This is a genomic window from Pseudomonas sp. D3-10, assembly GCF_051132175.1.
Classification (GTDB): Bacteria; Pseudomonadota; Gammaproteobacteria; order Pseudomonadales; family Pseudomonadaceae; genus Aquipseudomonas.
The window spans coordinates 5,239,776-5,263,254 of record NZ_CP071668.1; the positions used below are offsets into that span (position 1 = coordinate 5,239,776).

The 23,479-nt window shown below is 60.4% G+C and carries 21 protein-coding genes; 13 read left to right on the forward strand and 8 right to left on the reverse strand.

What is annotated here, in order from left to right:
- The first annotated feature begins 389 nt into the window (after positions 1-389).
- Positions 390-2,567, forward strand: coding sequence for a malate synthase G (locus tag J3P90_RS23815; protein WP_434675480.1), 2,178 nt, complete (start codon positions 390-392; stop codon positions 2,565-2,567).
- Between the two features lie 219 nt (positions 2,568-2,786).
- Here J3P90_RS23815 and J3P90_RS23820 read toward each other — a convergent pair whose 3' ends face one another.
- Complete coding sequence (locus J3P90_RS23820) at positions 2,787-3,233, reverse strand: response regulator (protein ID WP_060740319.1); 447 nt, start codon at positions 3,231-3,233, stop codon at positions 2,787-2,789.
- A gap of 259 nt (positions 3,234-3,492) precedes the next feature.
- Between J3P90_RS23820 and J3P90_RS23825 the strand changes: the two genes are divergently transcribed.
- The 8 genes from J3P90_RS23825 to J3P90_RS23860 all read left to right on the forward strand — a co-directional run bounded on the left by J3P90_RS23825 (position 3,493) and on the right by J3P90_RS23860 (position 12,712).
- Positions 3,493-5,427: a putative nucleotidyltransferase substrate binding domain-containing protein gene (locus tag J3P90_RS23825; protein WP_434611501.1), complete on the forward strand. Its 1,935-nt coding sequence runs from the start codon at positions 3,493-3,495 to the stop codon at positions 5,425-5,427.
- A complete protein-coding gene (locus tag J3P90_RS23830; RefSeq protein WP_434609160.1) occupies positions 5,424-6,131 on the forward strand; it encodes a 3'-5' exonuclease in 708 nt (235 codons plus the stop codon). Before J3P90_RS23825 ends, J3P90_RS23830 begins: the two co-directional genes overlap by 4 nt.
- Before the next feature lie 220 nt (positions 6,132-6,351).
- Positions 6,352-6,870 (forward strand): RNA polymerase sigma factor, encoded by a 519-nt coding sequence (locus J3P90_RS23835; protein ID WP_420764918.1) that lies wholly within the window; start codon positions 6,352-6,354, stop codon positions 6,868-6,870.
- The gene (locus J3P90_RS23840) at positions 6,867-7,847 is read left to right on the forward strand and encodes a FecR domain-containing protein (protein ID WP_434675481.1); all 981 of its coding nucleotides are present in this window, start codon (positions 6,867-6,869) and stop codon (positions 7,845-7,847) included. The genes J3P90_RS23835 and J3P90_RS23840 overlap by 4 nt, the downstream gene beginning before the upstream one ends.
- Before the next feature lie 143 nt (positions 7,848-7,990).
- Positions 7,991-10,429 carry a TonB-dependent siderophore receptor gene (locus J3P90_RS23845; RefSeq protein WP_434561941.1) on the forward strand — a complete coding sequence of 813 codons (2,439 nt, stop codon included), beginning with the start codon at positions 7,991-7,993 and terminating at the stop codon, positions 10,427-10,429.
- A gap of 248 nt (positions 10,430-10,677) precedes the next feature.
- Positions 10,678-11,808: a PepSY-associated TM helix domain-containing protein gene (locus tag J3P90_RS23850; protein WP_434675482.1), complete on the forward strand. Its 1,131-nt coding sequence runs from the start codon at positions 10,678-10,680 to the stop codon at positions 11,806-11,808.
- Complete coding sequence (locus J3P90_RS23855) at positions 11,805-11,984, forward strand: hypothetical protein (protein WP_420764922.1); 180 nt, start codon at positions 11,805-11,807, stop codon at positions 11,982-11,984. Before J3P90_RS23850 ends, J3P90_RS23855 begins: the two co-directional genes overlap by 4 nt.
- Before the next feature lie 98 nt (positions 11,985-12,082).
- On the forward strand, positions 12,083-12,712 hold the full coding sequence (locus J3P90_RS23860) for a glutathione S-transferase (RefSeq protein WP_434561937.1): 630 nt from the start codon (positions 12,083-12,085) through the stop codon (positions 12,710-12,712).
- A 179-nt stretch (positions 12,713-12,891) separates the two neighbouring features.
- Here J3P90_RS23860 and creD read toward each other — a convergent pair whose 3' ends face one another.
- From creD to J3P90_RS23880, 4 genes are all read right to left on the reverse strand, one after another.
- Positions 12,892-14,265, reverse strand: a complete 1,374-nt coding sequence (gene creD, locus J3P90_RS23865) for a cell envelope integrity protein CreD (protein ID WP_420764924.1) — start codon at positions 14,263-14,265, stop codon at positions 12,892-12,894.
- Positions 14,266-14,497: 232 nt separating this feature from the next.
- Positions 14,498-15,916 carry a two-component system sensor histidine kinase CreC gene (gene creC / locus J3P90_RS23870; protein ID WP_434675483.1) on the reverse strand — a complete coding sequence of 473 codons (1,419 nt, stop codon included), beginning with the start codon at positions 15,914-15,916 and terminating at the stop codon, positions 14,498-14,500.
- Positions 15,916-16,596, reverse strand: a complete 681-nt coding sequence (gene creB / locus J3P90_RS23875) for a two-component system response regulator CreB (RefSeq protein WP_434675484.1) — start codon at positions 16,594-16,596, stop codon at positions 15,916-15,918. Before creB ends, creC begins: the two co-directional genes overlap by 1 nt.
- A gap of 69 nt (positions 16,597-16,665) precedes the next feature.
- Positions 16,666-17,172, reverse strand: coding sequence for an ATP-dependent zinc protease family protein (locus J3P90_RS23880; RefSeq protein ID WP_420764927.1), 507 nt, complete (start codon positions 17,170-17,172; stop codon positions 16,666-16,668).
- A 189-nt stretch (positions 17,173-17,361) separates the two neighbouring features.
- Here J3P90_RS23880 and J3P90_RS23885 point away from each other — a divergent pair, with 189 nt between their 5' ends.
- From J3P90_RS23885 to J3P90_RS23900, 4 genes are all read left to right on the forward strand, one after another.
- Positions 17,362-18,255, forward strand: coding sequence for an acyltransferase (locus tag J3P90_RS23885; RefSeq protein ID WP_434609142.1), 894 nt, complete (start codon positions 17,362-17,364; stop codon positions 18,253-18,255).
- A gap of 154 nt (positions 18,256-18,409) precedes the next feature.
- Positions 18,410-18,784: a hypothetical protein gene (locus J3P90_RS23890; protein ID WP_434649831.1), complete on the forward strand. Its 375-nt coding sequence runs from the start codon at positions 18,410-18,412 to the stop codon at positions 18,782-18,784.
- Positions 18,785-19,095: 311 nt separating this feature from the next.
- On the forward strand, positions 19,096-19,524 hold the full coding sequence (locus J3P90_RS23895; protein ID WP_420764930.1) for a DUF3757 domain-containing protein: 429 nt from the start codon (positions 19,096-19,098) through the stop codon (positions 19,522-19,524).
- A 140-nt stretch (positions 19,525-19,664) separates the two neighbouring features.
- A complete protein-coding gene (locus J3P90_RS23900) occupies positions 19,665-20,192 on the forward strand; it encodes a hypothetical protein (protein WP_434675485.1) in 528 nt (175 codons plus the stop codon).
- 45 nt (positions 20,193-20,237) lie between these two features.
- Here J3P90_RS23900 and fdhA read toward each other — a convergent pair whose 3' ends face one another.
- From fdhA to J3P90_RS23915, 3 genes are all read right to left on the reverse strand, one after another.
- Positions 20,238-21,437, reverse strand: coding sequence for a formaldehyde dehydrogenase, glutathione-independent (fdhA, locus tag J3P90_RS23905; protein ID WP_039590652.1), 1,200 nt, complete (start codon positions 21,435-21,437; stop codon positions 20,238-20,240).
- 227 nt (positions 21,438-21,664) lie between these two features.
- Positions 21,665-22,522, reverse strand: coding sequence for a formyltetrahydrofolate deformylase (gene purU / locus J3P90_RS23910; protein ID WP_434675486.1), 858 nt, complete (start codon positions 22,520-22,522; stop codon positions 21,665-21,667).
- A gap of 211 nt (positions 22,523-22,733) precedes the next feature.
- Positions 22,734-23,366, reverse strand: coding sequence for a sarcosine oxidase subunit gamma (locus J3P90_RS23915; protein WP_420764934.1), 633 nt, complete (start codon positions 23,364-23,366; stop codon positions 22,734-22,736).
- Between the last annotated feature and the right edge of the window lie 113 nt (positions 23,367-23,479).

A 23,479-nucleotide genomic window follows, 5' to 3' on the forward strand; every position in this document is an offset into this window, starting at 1 on the left:
ACAGCGCGGTCGGGGCATTTTTCGTTAATGTGTACAGTTATTGAGATTTATCTGGAACAATCCATCTGTTTTTTGAGAACATCCCATGCCGCGCAATGACTGTACTGCTTTAGTCGGTCGCAGAACGACGCAATTAGTCTAATTTTCACAAGCGCAAATGATCATGTAGTATTCCCCAGCGAGCACTACATAATCGCGGCAATCCTGTTGTACCGATGTCTGCTTAAGGCCAGTCGCACCCCTGAAAGCCCCGTCCAGCAAGGCTTAACAACCCAGCCGCCAGCGATGGCATGTACTGGTTCAGGGGTTTGTGGTTTAAATGTCCCGAGGCTTCATTGTCAAAATCGAAGAGCTGAAAAGCGAAATAGCTGAGCAGAGTGAGGCAAGCAATGACTGAACACGTTCAAGTCGGTGGCCTGCAGGTCGCCAAAGTCCTGTTCGACTTCGTTAATAACGAAGCCATTCCCGGAACCGGCCTCACCGCCGACGCATTCTGGGCCGGGGCCGACAAGGTCATCCATGACCTGGCTCCGAAGAACAAAGCCCTACTCGCCAAACGCGACGACTTCCAGGCACGGATCGACGCCTGGCACCAGGCCCGTGCCGGCCAGGCCCACGACGCCGTGGCTTACAAAGCCTTCCTGCAAGACATTGGATACCTGCTGCCAGAAGCGGCGGATTTCCAGGCCACGACTCAAAACGTCGATGACGAAATCGCCCGCATGGCCGGCCCACAACTGGTAGTGCCGGTGATGAACGCCCGCTTCGCCCTCAACGCCTCGAACGCCCGCTGGGGTTCGTTGTACGACGCGTTGTACGGCACCGACGCCATCAGCGAAGCCGATGGCGCGGAAAAAGGCAAAGGCTACAACAAGGTGCGCGGCGACAAGGTCATCGCCTTCGCCCGCGCATTCCTCGACGAAGCGGCCCCCTTGGCGGCCGGCTCCCATGTTGATTCCACTGCCTACAAGATCGTCGACGGCAAGCTGGTGGTGGCCCTCAAGGGTGGCGCCAACAGCGGCCTGCGCGACGACGCCCAACTGATCGGTTTCCAAGGCGATATGTCGGCGCCGAGCGCGGTTCTGCTGAAACACAACGGCCTGCACTTCGAGATCCAGATCGACGCCAGCACCCCCGTCGGCCAAACCGACGCCGCCGGTGTCAAGGACATCCTGATGGAAGCCGCGCTGACCACCATCATGGACTGCGAAGACTCGGTTGCCGCGGTCGATGCCGATGACAAAGTGGTGATCTACCGCAACTGGCTCGGCTTGATGAAAGGCGACCTGTCCGAGCAAGTCGCCAAGGGCGGCCAGACCTTCACCCGCACCATGAACCCCGACCGCGCCTACACCGCCGTCGACGGTTCGGGCTTGACGCTGCACGGTCGCTCGCTGCTGTTCGTGCGCAACGTCGGTCACCTGATGACCATCGACGCGATCCTGGACAAGGACGGCAACGAAGTGCCGGAAGGCATCCTCGACGGGCTGGTCACCAGCCTGGCGGCGATCCACAGCCTCAACGGCAACACCTCGCGCCGCAACAGCCGCACCGGTTCGGTGTACATCGTCAAGCCGAAGATGCACGGCCCGGAAGAAGTGGCGTTCACCAACGAACTGTTCGGCCGCGTCGAAGACGTGTTGAACCTGCCGCGCAACACGCTCAAGGTCGGCATCATGGACGAGGAGCGCCGTACCACGGTCAACCTCAAGGCCTGCATCAAGGCTGCCAGCGAGCGCGTGGTGTTCATCAACACCGGCTTCCTGGACCGCACCGGCGACGAAATCCACACCTCCATGGAAGCCGGCCCGATGGTGCGCAAGGCCGACATGAAGGCCGAGAAGTGGATCGGCGCCTATGAAAACTGGAACGTCGACATCGGCTTGAGCACCGGCTTGCAAGGCCGCGCGCAAATCGGCAAGGGCATGTGGGCGATGCCGGACCTGATGGCAGCGATGCTCGAACAAAAGATCGCTCACCCGATGGCCGGCGCCAACACCGCCTGGGTTCCGTCGCCGACCGCCGCCGCGCTGCATGCGCTGCACTACCACAAGGTCGACGTGCTCGCCCGCCAGGCCGAACTGGCCAAGCGTGCGCGCGCCTCGGTGGACGACATCCTGACCATCCCGCTGGCCGTCAACCCGAACTGGACGGCAGAGCAGATCAAACACGAACTGGACAACAACGCCCAGGGCATCCTTGGCTACGTGGTGCGCTGGATCGACCAGGGTGTCGGCTGCTCCAAGGTGCCGGACATCAATGACATCGGCCTGATGGAAGACCGCGCGACGCTGCGCATTTCCAGCCAGCACATCGCCAACTGGTTGCGCCACGGCATCGTCACGCAAGAGCAGGTGATGGAAAGCCTCAAGCGCATGGCACCGGTCGTGGACCGCCAGAACGCCAGCGACCCGCTGTACCGCCCGCTGGCGCCGGACTTCGACAGCAACATCGCCTTCCAGGCGGCGGTCGAGCTGGTGATCGAAGGCACCCGGCAACCAAACGGCTACACCGAGCCGGTGCTGCACCGTCGCCGACGCGAGTTCAAGGCCGCCAATGGGCTGTGATTGAGCGGTAGATAGCAATGAAAAAGCCCTGGCCGAAAGACCAGGGCTTTTTCATTTGCGATCACTAACTGCTTTTGTGGCGAGGGCGCTTGCTCCCGCTGGGGTGCGCAGCAGCCCTTCTTTTCAGCTATTTTGAAACCTTATCTGCGGACTTGCGACTGCTGCGCAGTCGAGCGGGAGCAAGCGCCCTCGCCACAAAAAACCAGCCAGTACAGCGGTCTAGAGATCCATCCCCAACTCATGCTTGACCAGCCCCAGCAGCTTGTCGGTATCGATCGGCTTGAGCAGGAAATCCACCACGCTCAAGTGCATCGCCTCGATGGCATCCTTCACGTCGGCGTCGCCGGACACAATGATGATCGGCAGCGCCGCACGCTCCGACTCGCGCACCAGGCGCACCAGCTCAAGGCCATCGACATTGCCCATGCGCAGGTCCGTGATCAGAAGGCCGATGGACGGCTTGGTCTCCAACATCTTGAGCGCGGTTTCGCCACTCGCGGCGGTCATGCAGTGGATGCCGTCCAATGCCAGGATTTCCGACAACAGCTCGCGGGCGTCCTTGTCGTCATCGACGATCAACACACGCTGCGGCGGCAGGTCGGGTTCCAGCATGACGGCACTCAGCGCCTCGCGCTCGGCGTCACTCAAAATATCGTGGTCGGACATGGTGCTCTCTACGTTCCTTGAATCGATCCCTTGGCACAGTGGTCAGACATCGTTCTGCGGCGCTTCAATGTGCACTTCGTCGGATTTTTTTCCAAGAGTCTTCCCTGAAGAATTTTCCGAGGCGAGGCGTGGGATATTTCCGTAGTTCCGGCTCTATCGTGGCGACCTAGACTTACGTCCAATGGGCACTCCACGTCCAGAGGCCGACCATGGCGAACAGATCCGACCACAACAATTCGAAAAAGATTGCGCAATGGTTATGAAAAAAGCGGACGCCTTCATCCAGGCAGGGAAAACCGCCGTGTTGCAGAACATTCAGGGGACGTTGCAATTCCTCCAGCGCTTCCCCCCGTTCAACCAGATGGAAAACGCCCACCTGGCCTATCTGGTGGAGCAATGCCTGCTGCGCTTCTACGCGCCGGGCGAAACGATCATCAAGCCGGCCGACGGCCCGGTGGAACACTTCTATATCGTCAAGCAGGGCCGGGTGGTGGGCGAGCGTCCCCATTCCGCGAAGGGCGGCACCGAGACCACTTTTGAAATCACCACGGGCGAATGCTTCCCCCTCGCCGCCCTGTTGGGTGAGCGCGCTACCCGCACCGAGCATCGGGCCGGTGAAGATACGTTCTGTCTGCAACTGAACAAGTTGGCGTTCATCAAGCTGTTTGCCTTGTCCGGCCCGTTTCGCGACTTTGCCTTGCGCGGCGTCAGCAGCCTGCTCGACCTGGTCAACCAGCAAGTGCAGCAAAAATCTGCCCAGACGCTGGGCACGCAATATTCGCTGAACACCCGCCTGGGCGAGCTGGCGATGCGTCATCCGGTCAGTTGTTCACCTGAAACACCGTTGCGCGAAGCCGTCAAACTCATGCATGAGCAACAAGTCGGCAGCATCGTCGTGGTGAACGAACAGAAAGCGCCGGTAGGCATTTTCACCCTGCGCGACCTGCGTCAGGTCGTGGCCGACGGTACCGGGGATTTTTCCGAGTCGATTGCGATGCACATGACTCAGGCGCCGTTTTTCCTGTCACCGGAGCACAGCGCCTTCGATGCCGCGATCGCCATGACCGAGCGTCATATTGCCCATGTCTGCCTGGTCAAGGAGCATCGCCTGTGTGGCGTGGTGTCGGAACGGGATCTGTTTTCCTTGCAACGCGTCGACCTGGTGCATCTGGCGCGCACGATTCGTAATGCCCCTCGTGTGGAAAACCTGGTCACCCTGCGCGGAGAGATTGGCCAACTGGTGGAGCGCATGCTGGCCCACGGCGCGTCATCGACCCAGATTACCCATATCATCACCTTGCTCAACGACCACACCGTGTGCCGGGTCATCGAACTGACCCTGGCCGATAAAGGCGACCCAGGCGTGCCCTTCAGTTGGCTGTGTTTCGGCAGCGAAGGCCGCCGCGAGCAGACCCTTCATACCGACCAGGACAACGGCATCCTGTTCGAAGCCCGGGACGCCGCCCACGCCGCGCAGATCCGTGGCCTGCTGTTGCCCATCGCCCAACAGGTCAACCAGAGTCTGGCGCTGTGCGGTTTCACCTTGTGCAAAGGCAACATCATGGCGGGCAACCCCGAGCTGTGCCTGTCCCGCGCGGAATGGGCGCGTCGCTTCGCGGCCTTCATCCGCGAAGCGACGCCGGAGAACCTGCTGGGCTCAAGCATCTATTTCGACCTGCGAGTGGTCTGGGGAGATGAACAAAGCTGCGAGCAACTGCGCCAGCAGATTCTCGATCAAGTGGCCGACAACCGATTGTTCCAGCGCATGATGGCCGAAAACGCTCTTCGCCATCGGCCGCCTGTTGGACGCTTCAGGGACTTTGTGCTGACCCGCAAGAACGGCGAAAAAGCCACCCTCGACTTAAAGGTACAAGGGCTGACGCCTTTCGTTGACGGCGCGCGACTGCTGGCCCTGGCCAATGGCATCGAAGCCAACAATACCCTGGAGCGCTTGCGGCAACTGGTGGTCAAGGAAGTCATCGAGCCGCTTGATGGCGCCGCTTATGAAGAGGCCTATCACTTCATCCAGCAGACCCGGATGCAACAACACCAATTGCAGACCCGGGAGAACCTTCCCTACTCCAACCGCGTCGATCCAGACAGCCTCAACCACCTGGACCGGCGGATCCTGCGCGAATCCCTGCGCCAGGCCCAACGTCTGCAAAGCAGCCTGACGTTGAGGTATCAGCTGTGAGCCTGTTTTCCTGGCTGCGTCCGGTCCAGCCGACGTTGTCGCAGGATTTGCAACAGCGCCTGGAAGCCCTGCCCGCGGCAGCACAACTGAATGAATGCAGCCTGCGGGAACAGCGTTGGGTCGTGGTCGATCTGGAAACCACCGGCCTGAACCTGAACAAAGACCAAGTGTTGTCCATCGGTGCGGTGGTGATAGAAGACGGCGCCATCGACTTCAGCCAGCAGTTCGAGCGGACGTTGCAATGCGACAAACAAAAACTCGGGCCAAGCGTGTTGATACACGGGTTGGCGCCAAGCGCCATCGCCGCCGGCAGCGACCCGGCCGACGCGCTGCTGGCGTTCATGGAGTTCGTCGGCGACAGCCCACTGCTGGCGTTTCATGCGCCTTTCGACAGCCACATGCTCGGACGAGCGTTAAAGGAATACCTGGGCTATCGCTTACAGCATCCCTTCATCGACGTGGCGGACCTGGCCCCGATGCTTTGCCCACAGGCTCATATCCGCCAAGGAGGCCTGGACGACTGGATCGACTGGTTCAAGTTGCAAGTCTTCGATCGCCACAACGCCAGCGCCGACGCCCTGGCCACCGCGGAGCTGGCGCTGATCCTGTTCAGCCGCGCCCGCCAGAAGGATATCCACAGCCCGCTCGACCTGCAGCAACGCCTGGGCCAATGGAAACGGCGGCAGCAGGCGCCTTCGCTTTAATCCAAGACCCGAGCACTCGGGAGCTTTTGTGGGAGCAAGCTTGCTCGCGATGGCGCAGTGTCAGTGAACCTCAATGCCACTGACCCACCGTTATCGCGAGCAGGGTCGCTCCCACAGAACTATCGAGTTATGGGCTCCGACCAGCGCCAATTGCTTTCCCTCCCCCGCCTCTGCCACAATCGCGAACAATTCTCGTTACTTAAAATTTCGGTGATGCTCTGTGTCGTCAGTCCCCAGTCCTCATAGTGATCTGGTTGGTGCGTTATACCGCGACCATCGCGCTTGGCTATTGGCGTGGCTGCGACGCAACGTGGCCTGTGCGCAACGGGCCGAGGACCTGAGCCAGGACACCTTTGTGCGCTTGCTGGGTCGCGAGGAGTTGAAGGCGCCCCGCGAGCCGCGCGCGTTCCTGCTGGCGATCGCCAAGGGACTGTTGTTCGACTACTTCCGTAGGGCCGCGCTCGAACAGGCCTATCTGACCGAACTGATGCTGGTCCCGAAAGGCGAGCAGCCGTCGGTGGAAGAGCAACAACTGATTCTCGAAGACCTGAAGAATATCGATCGCCTGCTTGGAAAATTATCCAGCAAGGCCCGGGCGGCATTCCTCTACAACCGCCTCGACGGCCTCGGCCACGCAGAGATCGCCGAGCGCCTTGGCGTTTCGGTCCCGCGGGTACGGCAATACCTGGCCCAAGGCATGCGGCAATGCTACATCGCGCTTTATGGTGAGCCGACATGACCGCAGCCCTTGGCAAACCGGTCTCGGCGCGCGTTCTCGATGCGGCCATTGCCTGGCAGCTGTCCCTGGATTCTGGCTGCGGCAGTCCCCAGGAGCGGGAAGCATTCGCTCAATGGCACGCCGCCGATGAAGAGCACGCCCGCGCCTGGCAACAGCTCGGCATGCTTGACCAACGCTTCAGCATCGCCAGCGGACCTGCCCGGGCCGCGTTGCTGCAATCGAAGGCCAGCATCCGGCGACGGGTGCGCAAGGTTGGCAGTGGCCTGGCCAGTGTCGTCGCGGTCATCGGCCTGACGCTGTTCGCCGGCGACCGTTACCTGCCGCTGGATTATTGGCTGGCCGACCAGCGCACCGCCACGGGCGAACAGCGCACGTTGCGCCTGGCGGACGGCACGGTGGTCAACCTCAATACCCACAGTGCGCTGGATGTACGTTTCGACGACAAGCAGCGGCTTATCGTTTTGCAGGAAGGCGAGATTCTCGTGGAGACCGGCCACAACGATCCGCGGCCGTTCATCGTCGAGACTCGCGAAGGCAGCATGCGCGCCTTGGGCACGCGTTTTCTGGTCAAGCTCGAAGACCAGGGCACACGCTTGAGTGTGTTGAAATCGGCGGTGGCGGCGCACCCGCAGCGCAGCGAAGGAGAACAGATCCTGCGCGAAGGCCAGCAAGTGCTGATGCACCGGGATGGCCTCGGGCCGGCCGTGGCCTTGAACGCGGGGGCCGATGCCTGGACCCGCGGGATGCTGGTGGTGGACAACGCGCGCCTTGAAGATTTGATCCGGGAGCTGGGGCGTTACCGGCGTGGATATCTCGGCGTCGAGCCCCAGGTGGCGGACTTGCGCATCACCGGCAGCTTTCCGCTGCACGACACCGACCTGGCCCTGACCGCCCTGCTGCCGACCTTGCCGGTGCAAATCGAGCATCACACGCGTTGGTGGGTGGTGGTGGGGCCTAGGGCTGAAGCCAAGCGCTGAAGCGTATTGTTGCCAGTGATGGCCTCACCCCAAAGCCACCGGCCGCAATCTGAATCTAAATTATTTTCATCCAGCCCTATCACTTTTCGACTTTCATCCGGCACACAGGCAATTGAGAAATATTTCCATTCAGGAGCCGCCGTATGTCCCGTCCGTTTGAGACCCTGTTGCGCCCCAGTCTATTGGCCGTTGCCATTGCCTTGAGCACCCCGTTGGCCTGCGGCCCGTTGCTCGCCGCCGAACAGGCATCTGGCGTTCGTGCCTACAATCTGCCCGCGGCGCCATTGGCCAGCACCCTGAATCAGATCGCCAGCCAGGCCGGTCTCGCCTTGAGCCTGAACCCGTCATTGGCGTCGGGCAAGACCTCGGCCCCGGTCCAGGGCCAATTCGACGCCACCGGCGCCTTGCGCGAGGCCTTGCGCGGTACCGGCCTGCAACTGGAACAAAGCAGCGCCGGCACTTACAGCCTGGTGGCCGTGCCCGAAGGCGTCATGGTGCTGCCGGAAACCAGCGTGATCGGCGCGGGAATCAGCGAAACGGCATGGGGGCCTAGCGAGGGCTACGCTGTGACCCGCACCGCCGCCGGCACCAAGACCGATACCCCGATAGTCGAGCTGCCACGCTCGGTCTCGGTGGTCACGCGCCAGCAGATGGAAGACCGCTCCGTCCTCAACCTCAATGACGCGCTGCGCTACACCGCCGGCGTGCAGAGCAGCGGCTACGGTTCGGACTCGCGTAACGATTGGCTATTGGTGCGCGGTTTCGTGCCAACGCAATTCCTCGATGGCCTGCCGCTGCCCAAGGGCAACTACATCACGACGAAAATCGAACCCTGGAACCTTGAGCGCATCGCGGTGCTTCGCGGCCCTGCTTCCTCGGTCTACGGCCAGACGCCCCCCGGCGGCATGCTCGACATGGTCAGCCGCCGCCCACAGGCTGAAAGCAGCAATGAAGTCCAATTGCAGGCCGGCAGCTACGAGCACAAGCAGATCAACTTCGACAGCACTGGCAAAGTCGATGACGAAGGCCAGTTCCTGTACCGACTCAGCGGCACGGTGCGCGACAGCAACTCCCAGGTCGACCACATCCCGGACAAACGCTACAACATTGCTCCAAGCCTGACGTGGAATATCAACGACGACACTCGCCTGACCTTCCTGTCGCAATACACCCGCGATGACACGGGTATCACTGGGCAATTCCTGCCGCTGCAAGGCACAAAGCTGGCCTCGCCGGCGGGCAAGATTTCTCATCACAAGAACCTGGGTGATCCGGACTGGGAGTTCTACGATCGCACCTACTATGCGCTGGGCTACAACTTCGAGCATCGCCTGAACGACACCTGGCAGTTCCGCCAGAATCTGCGCTATACCAAGAGCGATCTGGAATTTCAGGGCATCTCCGCCGGTGGGGCTTTTTTCCCAGATGGCCCGGACGAATCCGTGAGCGCCGATGGCACCGTCAGGCGCAGCGCCAGTATTGTTGATGAAGACATCAGCCAATACGCCGTGGATAACAATTTCCAGGCCGATTTCCAGACCGCAGCCTTGAGCCACACGCTGCTGCTGGGCCTGGACCACCAGCGCTCCAATAGCAACGCTCGCTGGCGCTGGGGTTCTGGTGGTGTGCCCACCAGCAACGTCAACAACCCGACTTACGGACAGGACTTCTCCAACGTCCAGTATTTCGACATGTACCACTACAACCAAAAAACCCACCAGACTGGCCTGTACATCCAAGACCAGATCGCTCTGGACAACTGGCGCCTGACCCTTGGCGGCCGTGAGGACTGGATTCACACCGGCACCGTTTTCCACAACCAGAACGACGCGACCAACACCCAGCGCGACAAGAAATTCAGCGGCAACGCCGCATTGAGCTATGTGTTCGATAACGGCGTGACACCGTACGTTTCCTTCGCCCAGTCGTTCCAGGCCGTGGCGGGCTCAGCCGTCAACAGCACTGACTCGTTCAAACCAACTGAAGGCGAGCAGTACGAAGTCGGCATCAAATATCAGCCACCGGGTACCAAAACCCTGTTGACCGCCGCGGTGTTCGACCTGACTCAGCAAAACAACTCCGTCACGGAGAACAACATCACCCGGCAGGTGGGCGAGGTCCGCGTGCGTGGCCTGGAACTGGAAGCGTCCGGCGACGTCACCGACAACCTGAAACTGGTCGGTTCCTACACCTACAACGACAGCGAAATCACCAAGGGCGCCGCGGCCGAAGAAGGCAAGCGCATGGCCCAGGTACCGCGTAACCAGGCCACCGCATGGGCCGACTACACCTGGCATAACGGCCCTCTGGACGGGTTCGGCGTGGGGGCTGGCGTGCGTTATGTCGGCGACACCTATGGCAACACCACCAACACCGATTGGGGTCACGTCGGCTCCTACACGGTGTACGACGCCTCGGCCCACTACGACCTGGGCCGTTTGAACAAGACGCTCAAGGGCGTCACGGTGGCAGTGGACGCGAAAAACATCTTCAACAAGGACTACCTGTCCACCTGCGATGGTTTCTATTGCTACTACGGCGACCAACGCAACGTCGTCGCCAGCGTGAATTACAAATGGTAAACGGTTAGCATTTGCGCAAACCTCTTTGAGGGCACCTGCAACTGAGCTCAATCAGTCAGATGAAATGCCTGTGGGACGAGTCTTTGTGGGAGCGAGCTTGCTCGCGATGGCGGTGAGTCAGCTGCGTTGATCTTGACTGACACTTCGCTTTCGCGAGCAAGCTCGCTCCCACACAAGCTGGCTCCCGTAGGTTTCACGGTTGGCTGAACGACCTCAAGCATCGTCGCCCTTCAGCATTCGGATCGATCATGAAAAGCAAAACCATCCGCCGCTGGTCCTTCGTCCACACCTGGACCAGCCTGATCTGCACGGTGTTCCTGCTGATGTTGGCAATCACCGGGTTGCCGTTGATTTTCCATCATGAGATCGAGCACCTGTTGGGCGATGCGCCAGAGCTGCGGGAGATGCCGGCCGGCACGCCGCCGCTGGACCTGCAACAACTGGTGGAAAAAGCCAAGGCCCATCGTCCGGGCGAGGTGGTCCAGTATTTTGGCTGGGACGAGGACGACCCCAACGGCATCATCACCATCATGGCGCCGACGCCGGGCACCGAACCCAACTCCTCCCACACGTTCATGCTCGATGCACGCACGGGCGAAGCCCTGGAAATGCCCTCGGCCAACGGCGGTTTCATGATGGTCATGCTGCGCCTGCACGTGGACATGTTCGCCGGTTTGCCGGGCAAGTTGCTGCTGGCGTTCATGGGTTTGCTGTTCGTGATCGCCATCGTCTCCGGCGTGGTGCTGTATTTGCCATTCATGCGCCGCTTGAAGTTCGCCACGGTGCGCCAGGACAAATCCACGCGCCTGCGCTGGCTCGACCTGCACAACCTGATCGGTGTGGTCACCCTGGTCTGGGCGCTGACCGTCGGCGTGACTGGCGTGATCGCCGCCTGCGCCGACCTGATCATTGCCGCATGGCGCAACGATAGCCTCAGCGCCATGGTCGAGCCCTATCGCAACGCGCCACCATTGACCGAGCTGGCCCCGGCAACCCGCTTGCTGGACATTGCCAAGGATGTCGCTCCCGGCATGGAGCCGAGCTTCATCGCCTTCCCCGGCACGCTGTTTTCCAGCGAGCACCATTACAGCGTGTTCATGAAAGGCAGCACTCACCTGACCTCTCATCTGCTGACGCCTGTACTGATCGACGCCAGCACCCTGGACGTCACCGCCGTGGCCGAACGGCCCTGGTACATGGACATGATGAGCCTGTCCCTGCCCTTGCATTTCGGCGACTACGGTGGCCGGCCAATGCAGATCTTCTGGGCGACCCTGGACATCCTGACCATCATCGTCCTGGGCAGTGGTGTTTATCTGTGGGTGGTTCGGCGCAAGGCCGCCAAGCGCGCAATCGTCGGCGCGGAGGTCGAAGCGTGAGGCCTCGGCAGTCTAATTTCTGGAAGGTGTTTGGTATCCCCGTGGTCATCGGCGCTTTGAGCGCGGCGGGGCTGTTTTCAGCATTGTTGGGCGATGGCGCGTGGGATGCGGTGAGTTGGGTGGGCTTGGGCGTACCGACGGTGCTGGGGACCTGGGGTTTGTTCAAGCGCCGATAATTCCAGCGCGCAATAAACCTGTGGGAGCAATCGATACTCGCCAGCCGCCGTGCAACTGTCTAGGCTAAGCCCCAGCCCGCCCCATCGAGGATCTCTGCATGTCCAGCCCCAGCATGACCTTGTTCCACAACCCCGCGTCCCCCTTCGTCCGCAAGGTGCTGGTGCTGCTGCACGAAACCGGCCAGCAGGACCGTGTGGCGTTGCAGTTGAGTCAACTCACGCCGGTCAAGCCCGACCGGGCGCTGATCGAAGAAAACCCGTTGAGCAAGATCCCGGCCCTGCGCCTGGCCAACGGGACGGTGATCCACGACAGCCGCGTCATCCTTGATTACCTCGATCACCAGCATGTCGGCAACCCGCTGATCCCCCGCGAGGGCGCGGCCCGCTGGCGGCGCTTGACCTTGGCCTCCCTGGCCGACGGGATCATGGACGCGGCGGTGATGATCCGCTACGAGACCGCGCTGCGCCCCACGGAAAAACACTGGGCCGAATGGCTCGATGCGCAACGGGACAAGATTCGCCGTGCCGTGGCCCTGCTCGAAGCCGAGGCGATTGCCGAACTGGCCTGTCATTTCGACATCGCCTCCATCAGCGTCGCCTGCGCCCTGGGTTACCTGGACCTGCGCCATCCGGACCTGGAATGGCGCAAGTCCAATCCCCAGCTGGCGGCGTGGTTTGCCGAGGTGAGCTTGCGGCCTTCGATGCTCGAGACGGTGCCCAGGGTTTAATTTTTACTGAATATCACGACTTTTTCGCCAGCAGGCTCGCCCCCCATTGATCGTGTGGTCCCTTTGGGAGCGAGCCTGCTCGCGAAGGCCGCGCTCCGGATCCATCGGAAACAACCCAGCAATTCGCTTCACCAGCAGCTCTCCCAACCACTGATCCTCCCGCAACCCCAGCGACCGACTCATTTCACCTCTCCCAGATCGAAGCTCATCGCCGCAACAGGCTTCGCGCCCACGCCGTACCAGTCCAACTTGCGGGTCAACACCATGAACACACCGAGCAGGCCGAACAGCAGCAGCGAGCCCATCAACAGCGCGTAGTCTTCAGCGCTTAGCAACCCATAGAGCAAACCGTACAACCCCGCCAACCCGGCTGAAAAACCCAGGCCGTGGCTGACGCTGCGCAGCACATGGCAGACATAAAAGCCGATCAACACCACGCAGGCACTGGCCGAGACCAGGTACGCCAGGGTGAAGCCTATGTGTTCCGAAAGCGACAACAGCAATAGATAGAAGAAGGCCAGGGCCACGCCCACCAGTGCGTATTGGACCGGGTGCACCGCCAGGCTCTTGAGCACTTCGAAGAGGAAGAACCCGGCGAACGTCAGCGCAATGAACAGCAGCGCGTATTTGATCGCCCGATCGCTCTTGAGGTATTGGTCCACCGGATCGACGAAACTCACGCCGAATGCACGGCTGCGGAATGCTTCGCAGCCATCGCTGGGCTCGCATGCCTGCAATGTTTCCAAGAGGTTGGTGGAGAAAAACGAGGTCTGCCAATCGGCACTGAAGCCCTGCTCGTTGACCTCGCGATCGACCGGCAGGTAGTTGCCGATAAAGCTGGGGTGCGGCCAGTCGGCGGAGAGGTGCACCTTGGTGGACTTGCCCACCGGCAGGATCTGCAATTCACCGGTACCTTGCAGGCGCAGGTCGAAACCGAAGGTCAGCTCGGGGCTGCCTTGGGCGGTGATCATGGGCAGCGGTACATGCACGCCTTGCCCAAGCCAGCCAAGCCGCGAGCCGGGAAGGAAGTCGACGGTCTGCTGGTTCAACGTCAGGGTCAAGGCATTCTCGATGCCGCGAATGTCGCTGATACCGACGCTCAGGTACGGCTCGTCAAAGCGATAGTCGGCGAAATCCTTCGCGGCGACGCCATAACGCTCCGGCACTTTGAAGCGCCCATCGATCCGATTGTCAGCGTGAAACAAGCGCGCCTCGTAGATACCCCGGGCGCGGGTTTCGGTGCGCACCTGGCCGTCGAGTTCGAATTGCTCCGGCAAAAAGTACAACTCACCACTTCGTTCGACGGTCTCCAGGAAACGCACGCCCGTCTTTTCGTTGGTATTCCAGACTTTCACGTCCTTGCGAAACGGCACGACGATCATCGGCCCGATCAGTTGCTGGCTGTGGCTGGAACTGCGGGCGATGTCCTGCAGCACCCCGTCGCGCAGCTCTTGGCGCTCATCGATAAGGCCGCTGATCATCAACAACGGAATCATCAGCAAGAGGATCAAGAGGGCAATCATGCCCAGTTTTATAGCGAGACTGCGGTTCATGTGAGGCTCTCCCTGTTCGAATGAGGAAGAGTCTGGCGTGCCTGTGTGGGAGGTTTATGGGTGGAATGTGGAGATTGTGTGGAGAGTAGAAGTTATCCGACCCAAAGAGAAACCTGTGGCGAGGGAGCTTGCTCCCGCTCGGCTGCGAAGCAGTCGCAAACGGGGCCGCTACGCAGCCCAGCGGGAGCAAGCTCCCTCGCCACAACTGTATTTCATTGCCAAGAACGTGGTCTCAGGGCAACCGCAGCACCACCTCCACCCCGCCCTCGACATTGCCGATACCGAACGCCCCGCCATGCAACTGCACCACTTCCTCGACGAAGTTCAGCCCCAGGCCCGTGCTCTTGCGACCAGTACCCGGGCGAGGCAACGAGTAAAAACGCTCGCTCAAACGAGGCAGCGCATAGTCGGGAATCGGTTCAGCCTGGTTGAACAGGCGGATTTCGACACAGGTGCCGATGCGCTCGGCGCTGATCCGCAGCAGGCCTTCGGCGGGCGTGAAGTCCAAGGCGTTTTCCAGCAGGTTGCCCAGAGCCTGGCGCAGCAAGAACGCCTCCCCCGTCAACGTCAGGTCAGGCGCCATGTGCCGCTCGATGCGCAAATGCCGGTTTTCGATCCAGCCGCCGCGTGCTTCCAGCAGCTCCTCCATCAACGCCGCCACCGGCACCGCTACCACTTCCTCCAGGCCTTGCCGCTGCTCGACCTGGGCCAGGTTGAGCAAACGCTCGATCAACTGCTGCATCCGCACGCTTTCGCTGTCGATGTTGCTGACGAAACGCTGGTGCTGGGCGGCCGGCATGTCGCTCTGCAGCAGCTCGGCGGCGCCGCGAATCGCCGCCAGCGGACTCTTGAGTTCATGGGTCAGGGTATGTACGTATCGCTCGACATACGCCTTGCCTTCAAGCTGGGTGCGCATATGCTCCACCGCCCCCGCCAATTGTTCGAACTCGCCGCCGCGATAGTGCGGCACCTCCACCCGACGGCCCTGGCTGACCGCCTGGGCATAAGCCGTCAAGCGCCGCAATGCCGCGCTGAGCCACCACGACAGCAAGGCGCCGAGCAACAGGCCAAGGCCGATCAGACCGGCGCCGTAGGCGAGCAAACGCCGTTCCGTGCGGTCGACGTAAGGCTGCAAGGAGCTATTGGGCTTGGCCACCGTCACCACGCCTATGATCCGGCCGTTGTCACGGATCGGCGCCCCGACGTGCATCACCGAAGACGCCGGGTCATCCGGATCGCTGCGGGTCGAACGGGCGCCATAGTGACCGCGCAGCGTCAGGTAGACGTCGTTCCAGCGCGAATAGTCCTGCCCCACTGCCGCGCCGCTGGAATCGAGCACCACGATGCCGTTGGCGTCGGTGACGTAGATGCGGTGGCTGACCTGGTTTTTCGGCAGCCCCCAGATTGTCGCGGCCGGCTGGCGCTCACCATAGGATTTGAGCAGTTGCGGCCAGCGGTTCTGGCTAAGCGTTCCGGCCTTGAAATCGTCCCGCAGGATCTCAGCCATCAGGTTGGCCGTGTCCACCAGGGTTTCCTCGGTGGACTGGCGCACACCGGGGCGGATTTCCTCCATGACCGTGTTGAGCACGAAATACCCGGCCAAGCCAATAAACAACACATAGGCAAGGAAGATACGAATGCCCAGTGACATCAGCTGTGCCCCGGGCTGTAGCTGTAGCCGAGCCCCCGATGAGTCTGGATCGGCTCGGCCTCGGCCCGGACCAGGCGCAGTTTGGCACGCAGGCTCTTGATATGACTGTCGATCGTGCGCTCGTAACCGGCGTCGCTGGCCACGCCCAGGGCATCGAGCAACTGTTCGCGGCTGAAGACCCGTTCGGGCTGGTCCAGCAAACAGTGCAACAAGCGAAACTCGTGGCGCGTGAGGTTCAGCGGTTTGCCGCGATAGTTGATCTGCACGCGATCAGGGTCGACCTGGAACAACGCTGTCCCCGTTTCGGCGATCGGTCGCGGCGCCACTCGCTTGAGGATGGCGCGGACCCTGGCGGCCACTTCCCGAGGGCTTAAGGGTTTGACCACGTAGTCGTCGGCACCAATCTCCAAGCCCACCACCCGATCAATCTCGCCGTCCCGAGCTGTAAGAAAGATGACCGGGACGTCGTTGAAACGTCTGAGATTCTTACACGTCTCAAAACCACTGATATCCGGCAGGCCTACATCGAGAATGATCAGGTCCGCCGGCGTGTTTTTCTGGTGCTCGAGGGCAGCTGCGCCAAGGCTCAGCCAAGTGGTGTCAAAGCCTTCGCCCTGCAGGGCAAACACCAGCGTATCGGCAATGGCGGCTTCGTCTTCGACAATCAGAATATGAGGCATGGCGTCCGAGCCCGACAGGAAAGTTGCCGGAACGGTGCCCCAAGCCTCGGGGCACGTCAATCGCGCAAATCAACAGTCCGGTTTATCCGCTGTAAACCGCCGTGCCGGGTTGACCGCCGCTTTGAATTCGCGCAAGGCCTTGGCGCCGATCAGTAGCGGGTAGTTGAAGCTGCTGCGGTCGGTCAGGTTGACCTCGACGGTGCGCTTGACGTTACCCAGGCACATTTCCAGTTCCACCACCGGACGTTTACTCGGGGCGATCTTTTCATCGTCGTCCTCGTCCTCTTCGGAACGGGTCTTGATCTTGCTGATGCGGGCAATCTTATGCTCATAGATCTTGTTGCTCGCGTCTTTGGTTGCCAGGCGAAACCGTACCCAGTCATCGCCGTCACGGGTAAACGTCTCGATGTCCTTGGCCGACAGCGAAGCGGTCAGCGCACCGGTGTCCATTTTCGCCTTGAGCACTTCGCCGCCCATTTCCGGCAGCGCTATGTATTCATAGCGCCCGTACAAGGTGGGTTCGGCGGCCAGTACTGGAAGGGCCACCAGGGAAAGCAGGGCTAGAACGGATTTCATGTAGGAGGCTTCCATTGTGGGAGTGGGATTTTAGACCGTGGTCGGTGAATTCGTTCGGTTGACTTCGACAGGGATGGCTACGGGACATCCAGCCCATTGAACAAAAGGTGAAACATTCGTCCATCGCGATTTGGCCTGTCGCTCGAAGCTGCTTATCATGGCCCGCCCACCCGTTTGCAAGAGTCATCTATGCGCCGCCTGCTCACCGGCTGTCTCGTCACCCTGTTGCTGCTGCTCAACACCTTGGTGCTGTTCGGACCGCTCATGGTATTTGCGCTCTTGAAACTGGTCCTGCCCGGGCGTTTTCGCGACTACGCCTCGTTGGCGGTCATGTGGATCGCCGAGACCTGGGCTGAAATCGACAAACTGATCTTTGCCCTGTGCATCCCCACTCGCTGGGACATTCGCGGTGGCGAAGGCCTGCGCGGCGACACCTCCTACCTGGTGATCAGCAACCACCAATCCTGGGTGGACATCCCCGCCCTGGTCCAGGCCCTCAACCGGCGCACGCCTTTTTTCAAGTTTTTCCTCAAGAAGGAACTGATCTGGGTGCCCTTCCTTGGCTTGGCCTGGTGGGCGCTGGATTACCCCTTCATGAAACGCTACACCAAGGCCTTCCTGGCGAAGAACCCGGAACTGGCTGGTCGCGATCTGGAAATCACCAAGGCCGCCTGTGAGCTGTTCAAGCGCCAACCGGTCACTGTGGTGAACTACCTTGAAGGCACGCGTTACACAACGGCCAAAAGCCAGGCGCAGCAATCGCCCTTCGCTCACCTGCTCAAGCCCAAGGCCGGCGGGGTGGCATTCGTGCTGGCGGCGATGGGCGAGCAACTGGACGCGGTGCTGGACGTAACAGTGGTCTACCCGCAAGAGCGGATTCCAGGTTTTTGGGACTTGATCAGCGGGGCGGTGCCCAAGGTCATCATCGACATCCAGACCCGCGAACTGGACCCGACGCTATGGCAGGGCGATTACGAGAACGACCCCGTGTTTCGCCAGCACGTCCAGGACTGGGTCAACTTGCTGTGGGCCGAAAAAGATCGGCGTATTGCTGCGCTGCGCAGCGAAGGCCGGCTTGGGTAACACCTTCTAAGCTGAGAATTGAGGTTTATCGCGAAAAAATCAGATCACGCCATGGGTAGTTCCAAATCGAGATAAAAAACTGTCAGGGTTGACAGTAGCCCTCACCGGACACAGCCGTAACGATGTCGCCGAGAATTAAATTGGAGACATGCACATGCGATATTTCATTGGAGGCGGCGCGGGAATGATCCTGCTGATAATCGGCCATGTTCAGGCTGGAGAAGCTTCTTGTCCGGCGTTGACACAACTCCAGGACGACACTGCAACTGTCAATATCCAGGATGCTCCTGACTGGCAGAGCCAAACCATCGTGCAAGAGCTCAACCCTGCGTCACTACAATTCGACGAAGCGGAATTCGCGATCCAGGAACCTGACGAATATCAACAGGTCAGCGTGATCTACCAGCACTGCGAGACGAAACTTACCCTTGACTACCTTACACCGGGATTGAACGGTCATTGCACAAGCCTCGGCACCCGTGCTTGCCAATTTCGGAACAGCAGCGATTATTTCAGTCTCAGATTTTGATGAGTCCGTGGCGGATTTTCGAGGTCGCCACCTTCATCAAACACCTGCGCCAGCCGCACTGCGGGAAAGCCAGGCTGGCCGCCGCTGAAGAATAGCTTTTCTATCGCTCACAAGTTTCTACATAACAGAGAAACTTCCTACAGCAAACTCCGAAACTTCCAATTTCTTTTGTATTTATCTCACGCTAGAGCAGTGAGCCGATATATATCTATACATAATTGCGGATTGACATAAAGGACTGTCAACTCTGACAGTAGCCCGACCTGGAAACAGCCGTAAGAATAGCCATGGGCCGAGCCAGGAGGCGCGACATGTTTAAGATACGAGCCGGCGGCGTGGGGGTATTGCTAGGGGTTATTGGCCAGGTTAACGCTGGCGAAATAACCTGCCCCGCGGCCACGGACATACACAGAAACATCGAGGCGGTAGAAGATGTTTATTTTGTCGAAGGGCACGATGAGTTCGAATGGCGGAGCGAAAACCTCGTGGATTTGGTCAACCCGAGAAAACTGTTATTCGAAGGCGCGGAATATGTACAGCACGAAGAGAGCGAGGACGAAGAAGAACTTGCCATTCGTACCACCATCACATGCCGATATGGCGATATGAATCTGGTCATGCAATATCCGCACGTTCAAGAACCCACCTTTTCGCCGTGGATAAACAACAACTGTAAAAGCCAGGATGTTAACGAGTGCCAACTCATCAATGCCGATTATTTTCAAGTCAGCTTTGATTAAGGTCAGGTACGTAGTCCGAGTTTCGCTACTCCAAACCTGCTCTGCCATTCCCGCTGGGGTTACCGTAAAGTGCGGCATCTTCTTACCAGAGCCTGCATGTATAAATCGGTGGCGCCACCCTCGCCGTCATCCTGACCGGCATGCTGATTGTCCTGGGCGTCAATGAATGCCAGCGTGGCCCTTTGAATCCGGATCTTGCCGACAACCTCAGTGACGAGCAGAAGGCATGGCTGACGGTTGAACATCGCATCAAACGCTCGGACCCGGCCCTTACCGAAGTCATCCGCAACCAGCAATCCTTGACCGTCCTCTACCGTCCAGACGCTGCCACGCAGGCGTCAGAACCGTGGGTGGAGCACATGTTGCGCGTGGTTGGGCATGGCCTGGCCGCACTCAACAACGCGCCCGGCGCCAAGCAATACACACACGTCACGATCAAGGCGCGGATGCTTGTCGATGATGATGTGGAACTGGTTTACGACATGCCGGGTTTTGACGCAATCAAGACGCAACAGGGCGGCTACGTGACCTTTGCCAGCATGCCGCAAAGCATGGTGTTCAGTCGCGAGGCCTTGACCCGGGCCCAGGAATATTGCCGTGGCCCCAGTGCCCGGGGATTTTATCCCGAATTCTGCGAACGGGTCCTGACACCGCAGGGTCCTGAATAAAAAGGGCGACACCACTGCCGCCCTTTTTCCGTCTTGCCTACAACCTTACGCCGCGCTGAACAACTTGTGCGGATCGATCACAAACTTCTTCGGCACGCCCGCATCGAACTCGCCATACCCCTTCGGCGCGTCGTCCAGGCTGATGACCTGCACACCCACGATTTCGGCAATGTTGATACGGTCCCACATGATCGCCTGCATCAGTTGGCGATTGTATTTCATCACCGGGGTCTGGCCGGTGTGGAAGCTGTGGGATTTAGCCCAGCCCAAGCCGAAGCGGATGCTCAGGCTGCCCATTTTCGCTGCGGCATCGACCGCGCCCGGGTCTTCGGTGACGTACAGGCCGGGGATGCCGATCTTGCCAGCGACGCGGACCACGCCCATCAATGAGTTGAGCACGGTGGCCGGGGCTTCGTGCTTGACGCCGTCATGGCCATGGCCGCGAGCTTCGAAGCCTACAGCGTCGACCGCGCAGTCGACTTCAGGCTCGCCCAGCAGCGCGGCGATCTGCTCATGCAGCGGAGTGTCCTGGGACAGGTCGGCAATTTCGAAGCCCTGGGCCTTGGCGTGGGCCAGGCGGACCGGATTCACGTCGCCGATGATGACCACGGCCGCGCCCAACAGGCGAGCGGACGCAGCGGCCGCCAGGCCAACCGGACCGGCACCGGCGATGTAGACGGTGCTGCCCGGGCCAACGCCGGCGGTGACGGCGCCGTGGTAGCCGGTGGGCAGGATGTCGGACAGGCAGGTCAGGTCACGGATTTTCTCCATGGCCTTGTCACGATCCGGCAGTTTCAGCAGGTTGAAATCGGCGTACGGCACCAGCACGTATTCGGCTTGGCCGCCGGTCCAGTCGCCCATGTCGACGTAACCGTAGGCACCGCCGGCACGGGCCGGGTTGACGGTCAGGCAGACGCCGGTGTGCATTTCCTTGCAGGAACGGCAGCGCCCGCAGGCCACGTTGAACGGTACCGATACCAGGTCGCCGATTTTCAGGTTCTCGACGTCGCTGCCCTTCTCGATCACTTCACCGGTGATCTCATGGCCCAGGACCAGCCCGGTCTGGGCGGTGGTACGACCGCGCACCATATGTTGGTCGGAGCCGCAGATGTTGGTGGAGACTACGCGCAGGATGACGCCGTGCTCGATCTTCCTGCCGCGCGGGTCCTGCATTTTGGGATAGTCGATTTTCTGTACTTCGACCTTGCCGTTGCCGAGATACACGACACCACGATTACCGGACATGCTTTCACCTCGCTGTTGTTTTTATGAAACTGCGCTGCCCAGGCAGGCAGCGCGTTGATTGCTCGGGTTGGTGCTTGTGGCTTGTTTCTGTGTTGTCTGTAAGGGCCTCTTCGCGAGCAGGCTCGCTCCCACAGTGGATCGTGGGTGTCAGCAGGATCTGTAGAACGACACGGATCCTGTGGGAGCGAGCCTGCTCGCGAATGAATTGCGAAGCGGCCCAAAAAAATCTAAAGAACAACCGTGCGATTGGCGTTCAAGAACACCCTTCGCTCAATGTGATACCCCACCGCCCGGGCCAAGGTGAGCCCTTCGATATCCCTGCCCTTGGCAATCAAATCTTCGGGGTAGTGGCTGTGGTCCACCACTTCCACGCCTTGGGCAATGATCGGCCCTTCGTCCAGATCGTTGTTGATGTAATGCGCCGTGGCGCCCACCAGCTTCACGCCTTTGTTGTAGGCCTGGTGATACGGCTTGGCACCCTTGAACCCCGGCAGCAACGAGTGATGGATGTTGATCGCCTTGCCATCAAGCTTGCGGCACAACTCTGGCGACAGCACTTGCATGTAGCGGGCGAGGATCACCAGTTCGGCGCCGGTGTCTTCGATCACCCGCCACACCTGCCGCTCCTGGGCCGGTTTGTCGTTCGGGTCAAGGGGGAAATGGTAGTAGGGAATCTGGTGCCAGTCGGCCAACGGCTTGAGGTCTGGGTGGTTGGACACCACGGCCACTACGTCCATCGACAACTGGCCGATGCGCTGGCGGTAGAGCAAGTCGTTGAGGCAGTGATCGGCCTTGGAGACCATGATCACCACTTTGGGTCGATAGTTGGGCGGGGTCAGTTCGAAGACCATGCCAAAGGCTTCGGCACGCTCGGCCAGGCCGGCGCGGAAACTCTGCTCATCGAAACCGTCAGGCTGGCGAAACTCCACGCGAATGAAGAAGCGCGCCGAGAGTCGGTCGTCGAACGAGTGGTGTTCGGTGACGTAGCAGCCCTGCTCGAACAGAAAGCGGGTCACCGCGTCCACCGTGCCGAGCACGCTGGGGCAATCGGCAGTCAGGATCCATGTGTCTGGGGCGCGGCTCATTGCGGTGACTCCTGTTTGTTATGGACAAATCCCCCCGCTAAGCACAGAACCCCTGTGGCGAGGGGATTTATCCCCGCTGGGCTGCGGAGCAGCCCCTAGACCTGCTACTTCAGAGTGTCAGGTTGATCACATCAAGCTTTTGGGGCTGCTTCGCAGCCCAGCGGGGATAAATCCCCTCGCCACAACAGTGTTCAGCTTTAGCCTCTGTGTATCAGGCCTGCACGCTCAACCCATACTCCGCCGCGGCATCCTGCAACCACAGCCACCAGTAGTCGGAGAAGCTGCGGCGGATCACCAGTTCCCAGGTGTCTTCAGCCGTATGGCGGATCACCAGTTGCGACTTGGCGAACACCGTGCCCACGGCTTTGCCCACCGGGAAATTGCTTGGGTGTACATCGTAGCTGGTGGATTTCATCAGCACGTCGCGCACGTTCGGGCCGGACAGTTCGAGGATCTGCTGGCCGCCGCTGACATTGACGATCTGGATGTGCAGGTCGCCGAGGGCTTCACGCAGCTTTTGCTCGGCGGCGAACTCCTCGCCGGTGGGCACCACCAGCAGCCATTCATCCGGGCCGAGCCATTGCAGGCTGGTTTCGCCCTTGATGACGACGGTCAGCGCGGCCGGCAATTCCAGGCCCAGGGCCTTGTGCACGCCAGCGGCGAACGCTGGGTCATGGCCATCGCCACGAATGGTCAGGTGGCCCAGGAGTTTTTTCTCGCGCACGGTCACGCCGGCGTTCTTGCGACCCTTGCCCACCTGGCTTGCGAGGTCGGCATGGTGCAGCGACGACTCGGCCTTGGCCCCGGTGGTTGGGCGTTGTTGGTACACGTTGACTGCGGTCATATGGAGCACCTGTCTGAATACTATTGAGCCAACCTTGTGGCGACCTTCAGGCCGTCATCGCGAGCAAGCTCGCTCCCACAAGGGTTACGCGATCAACTGTGGGAGCGAGCTTG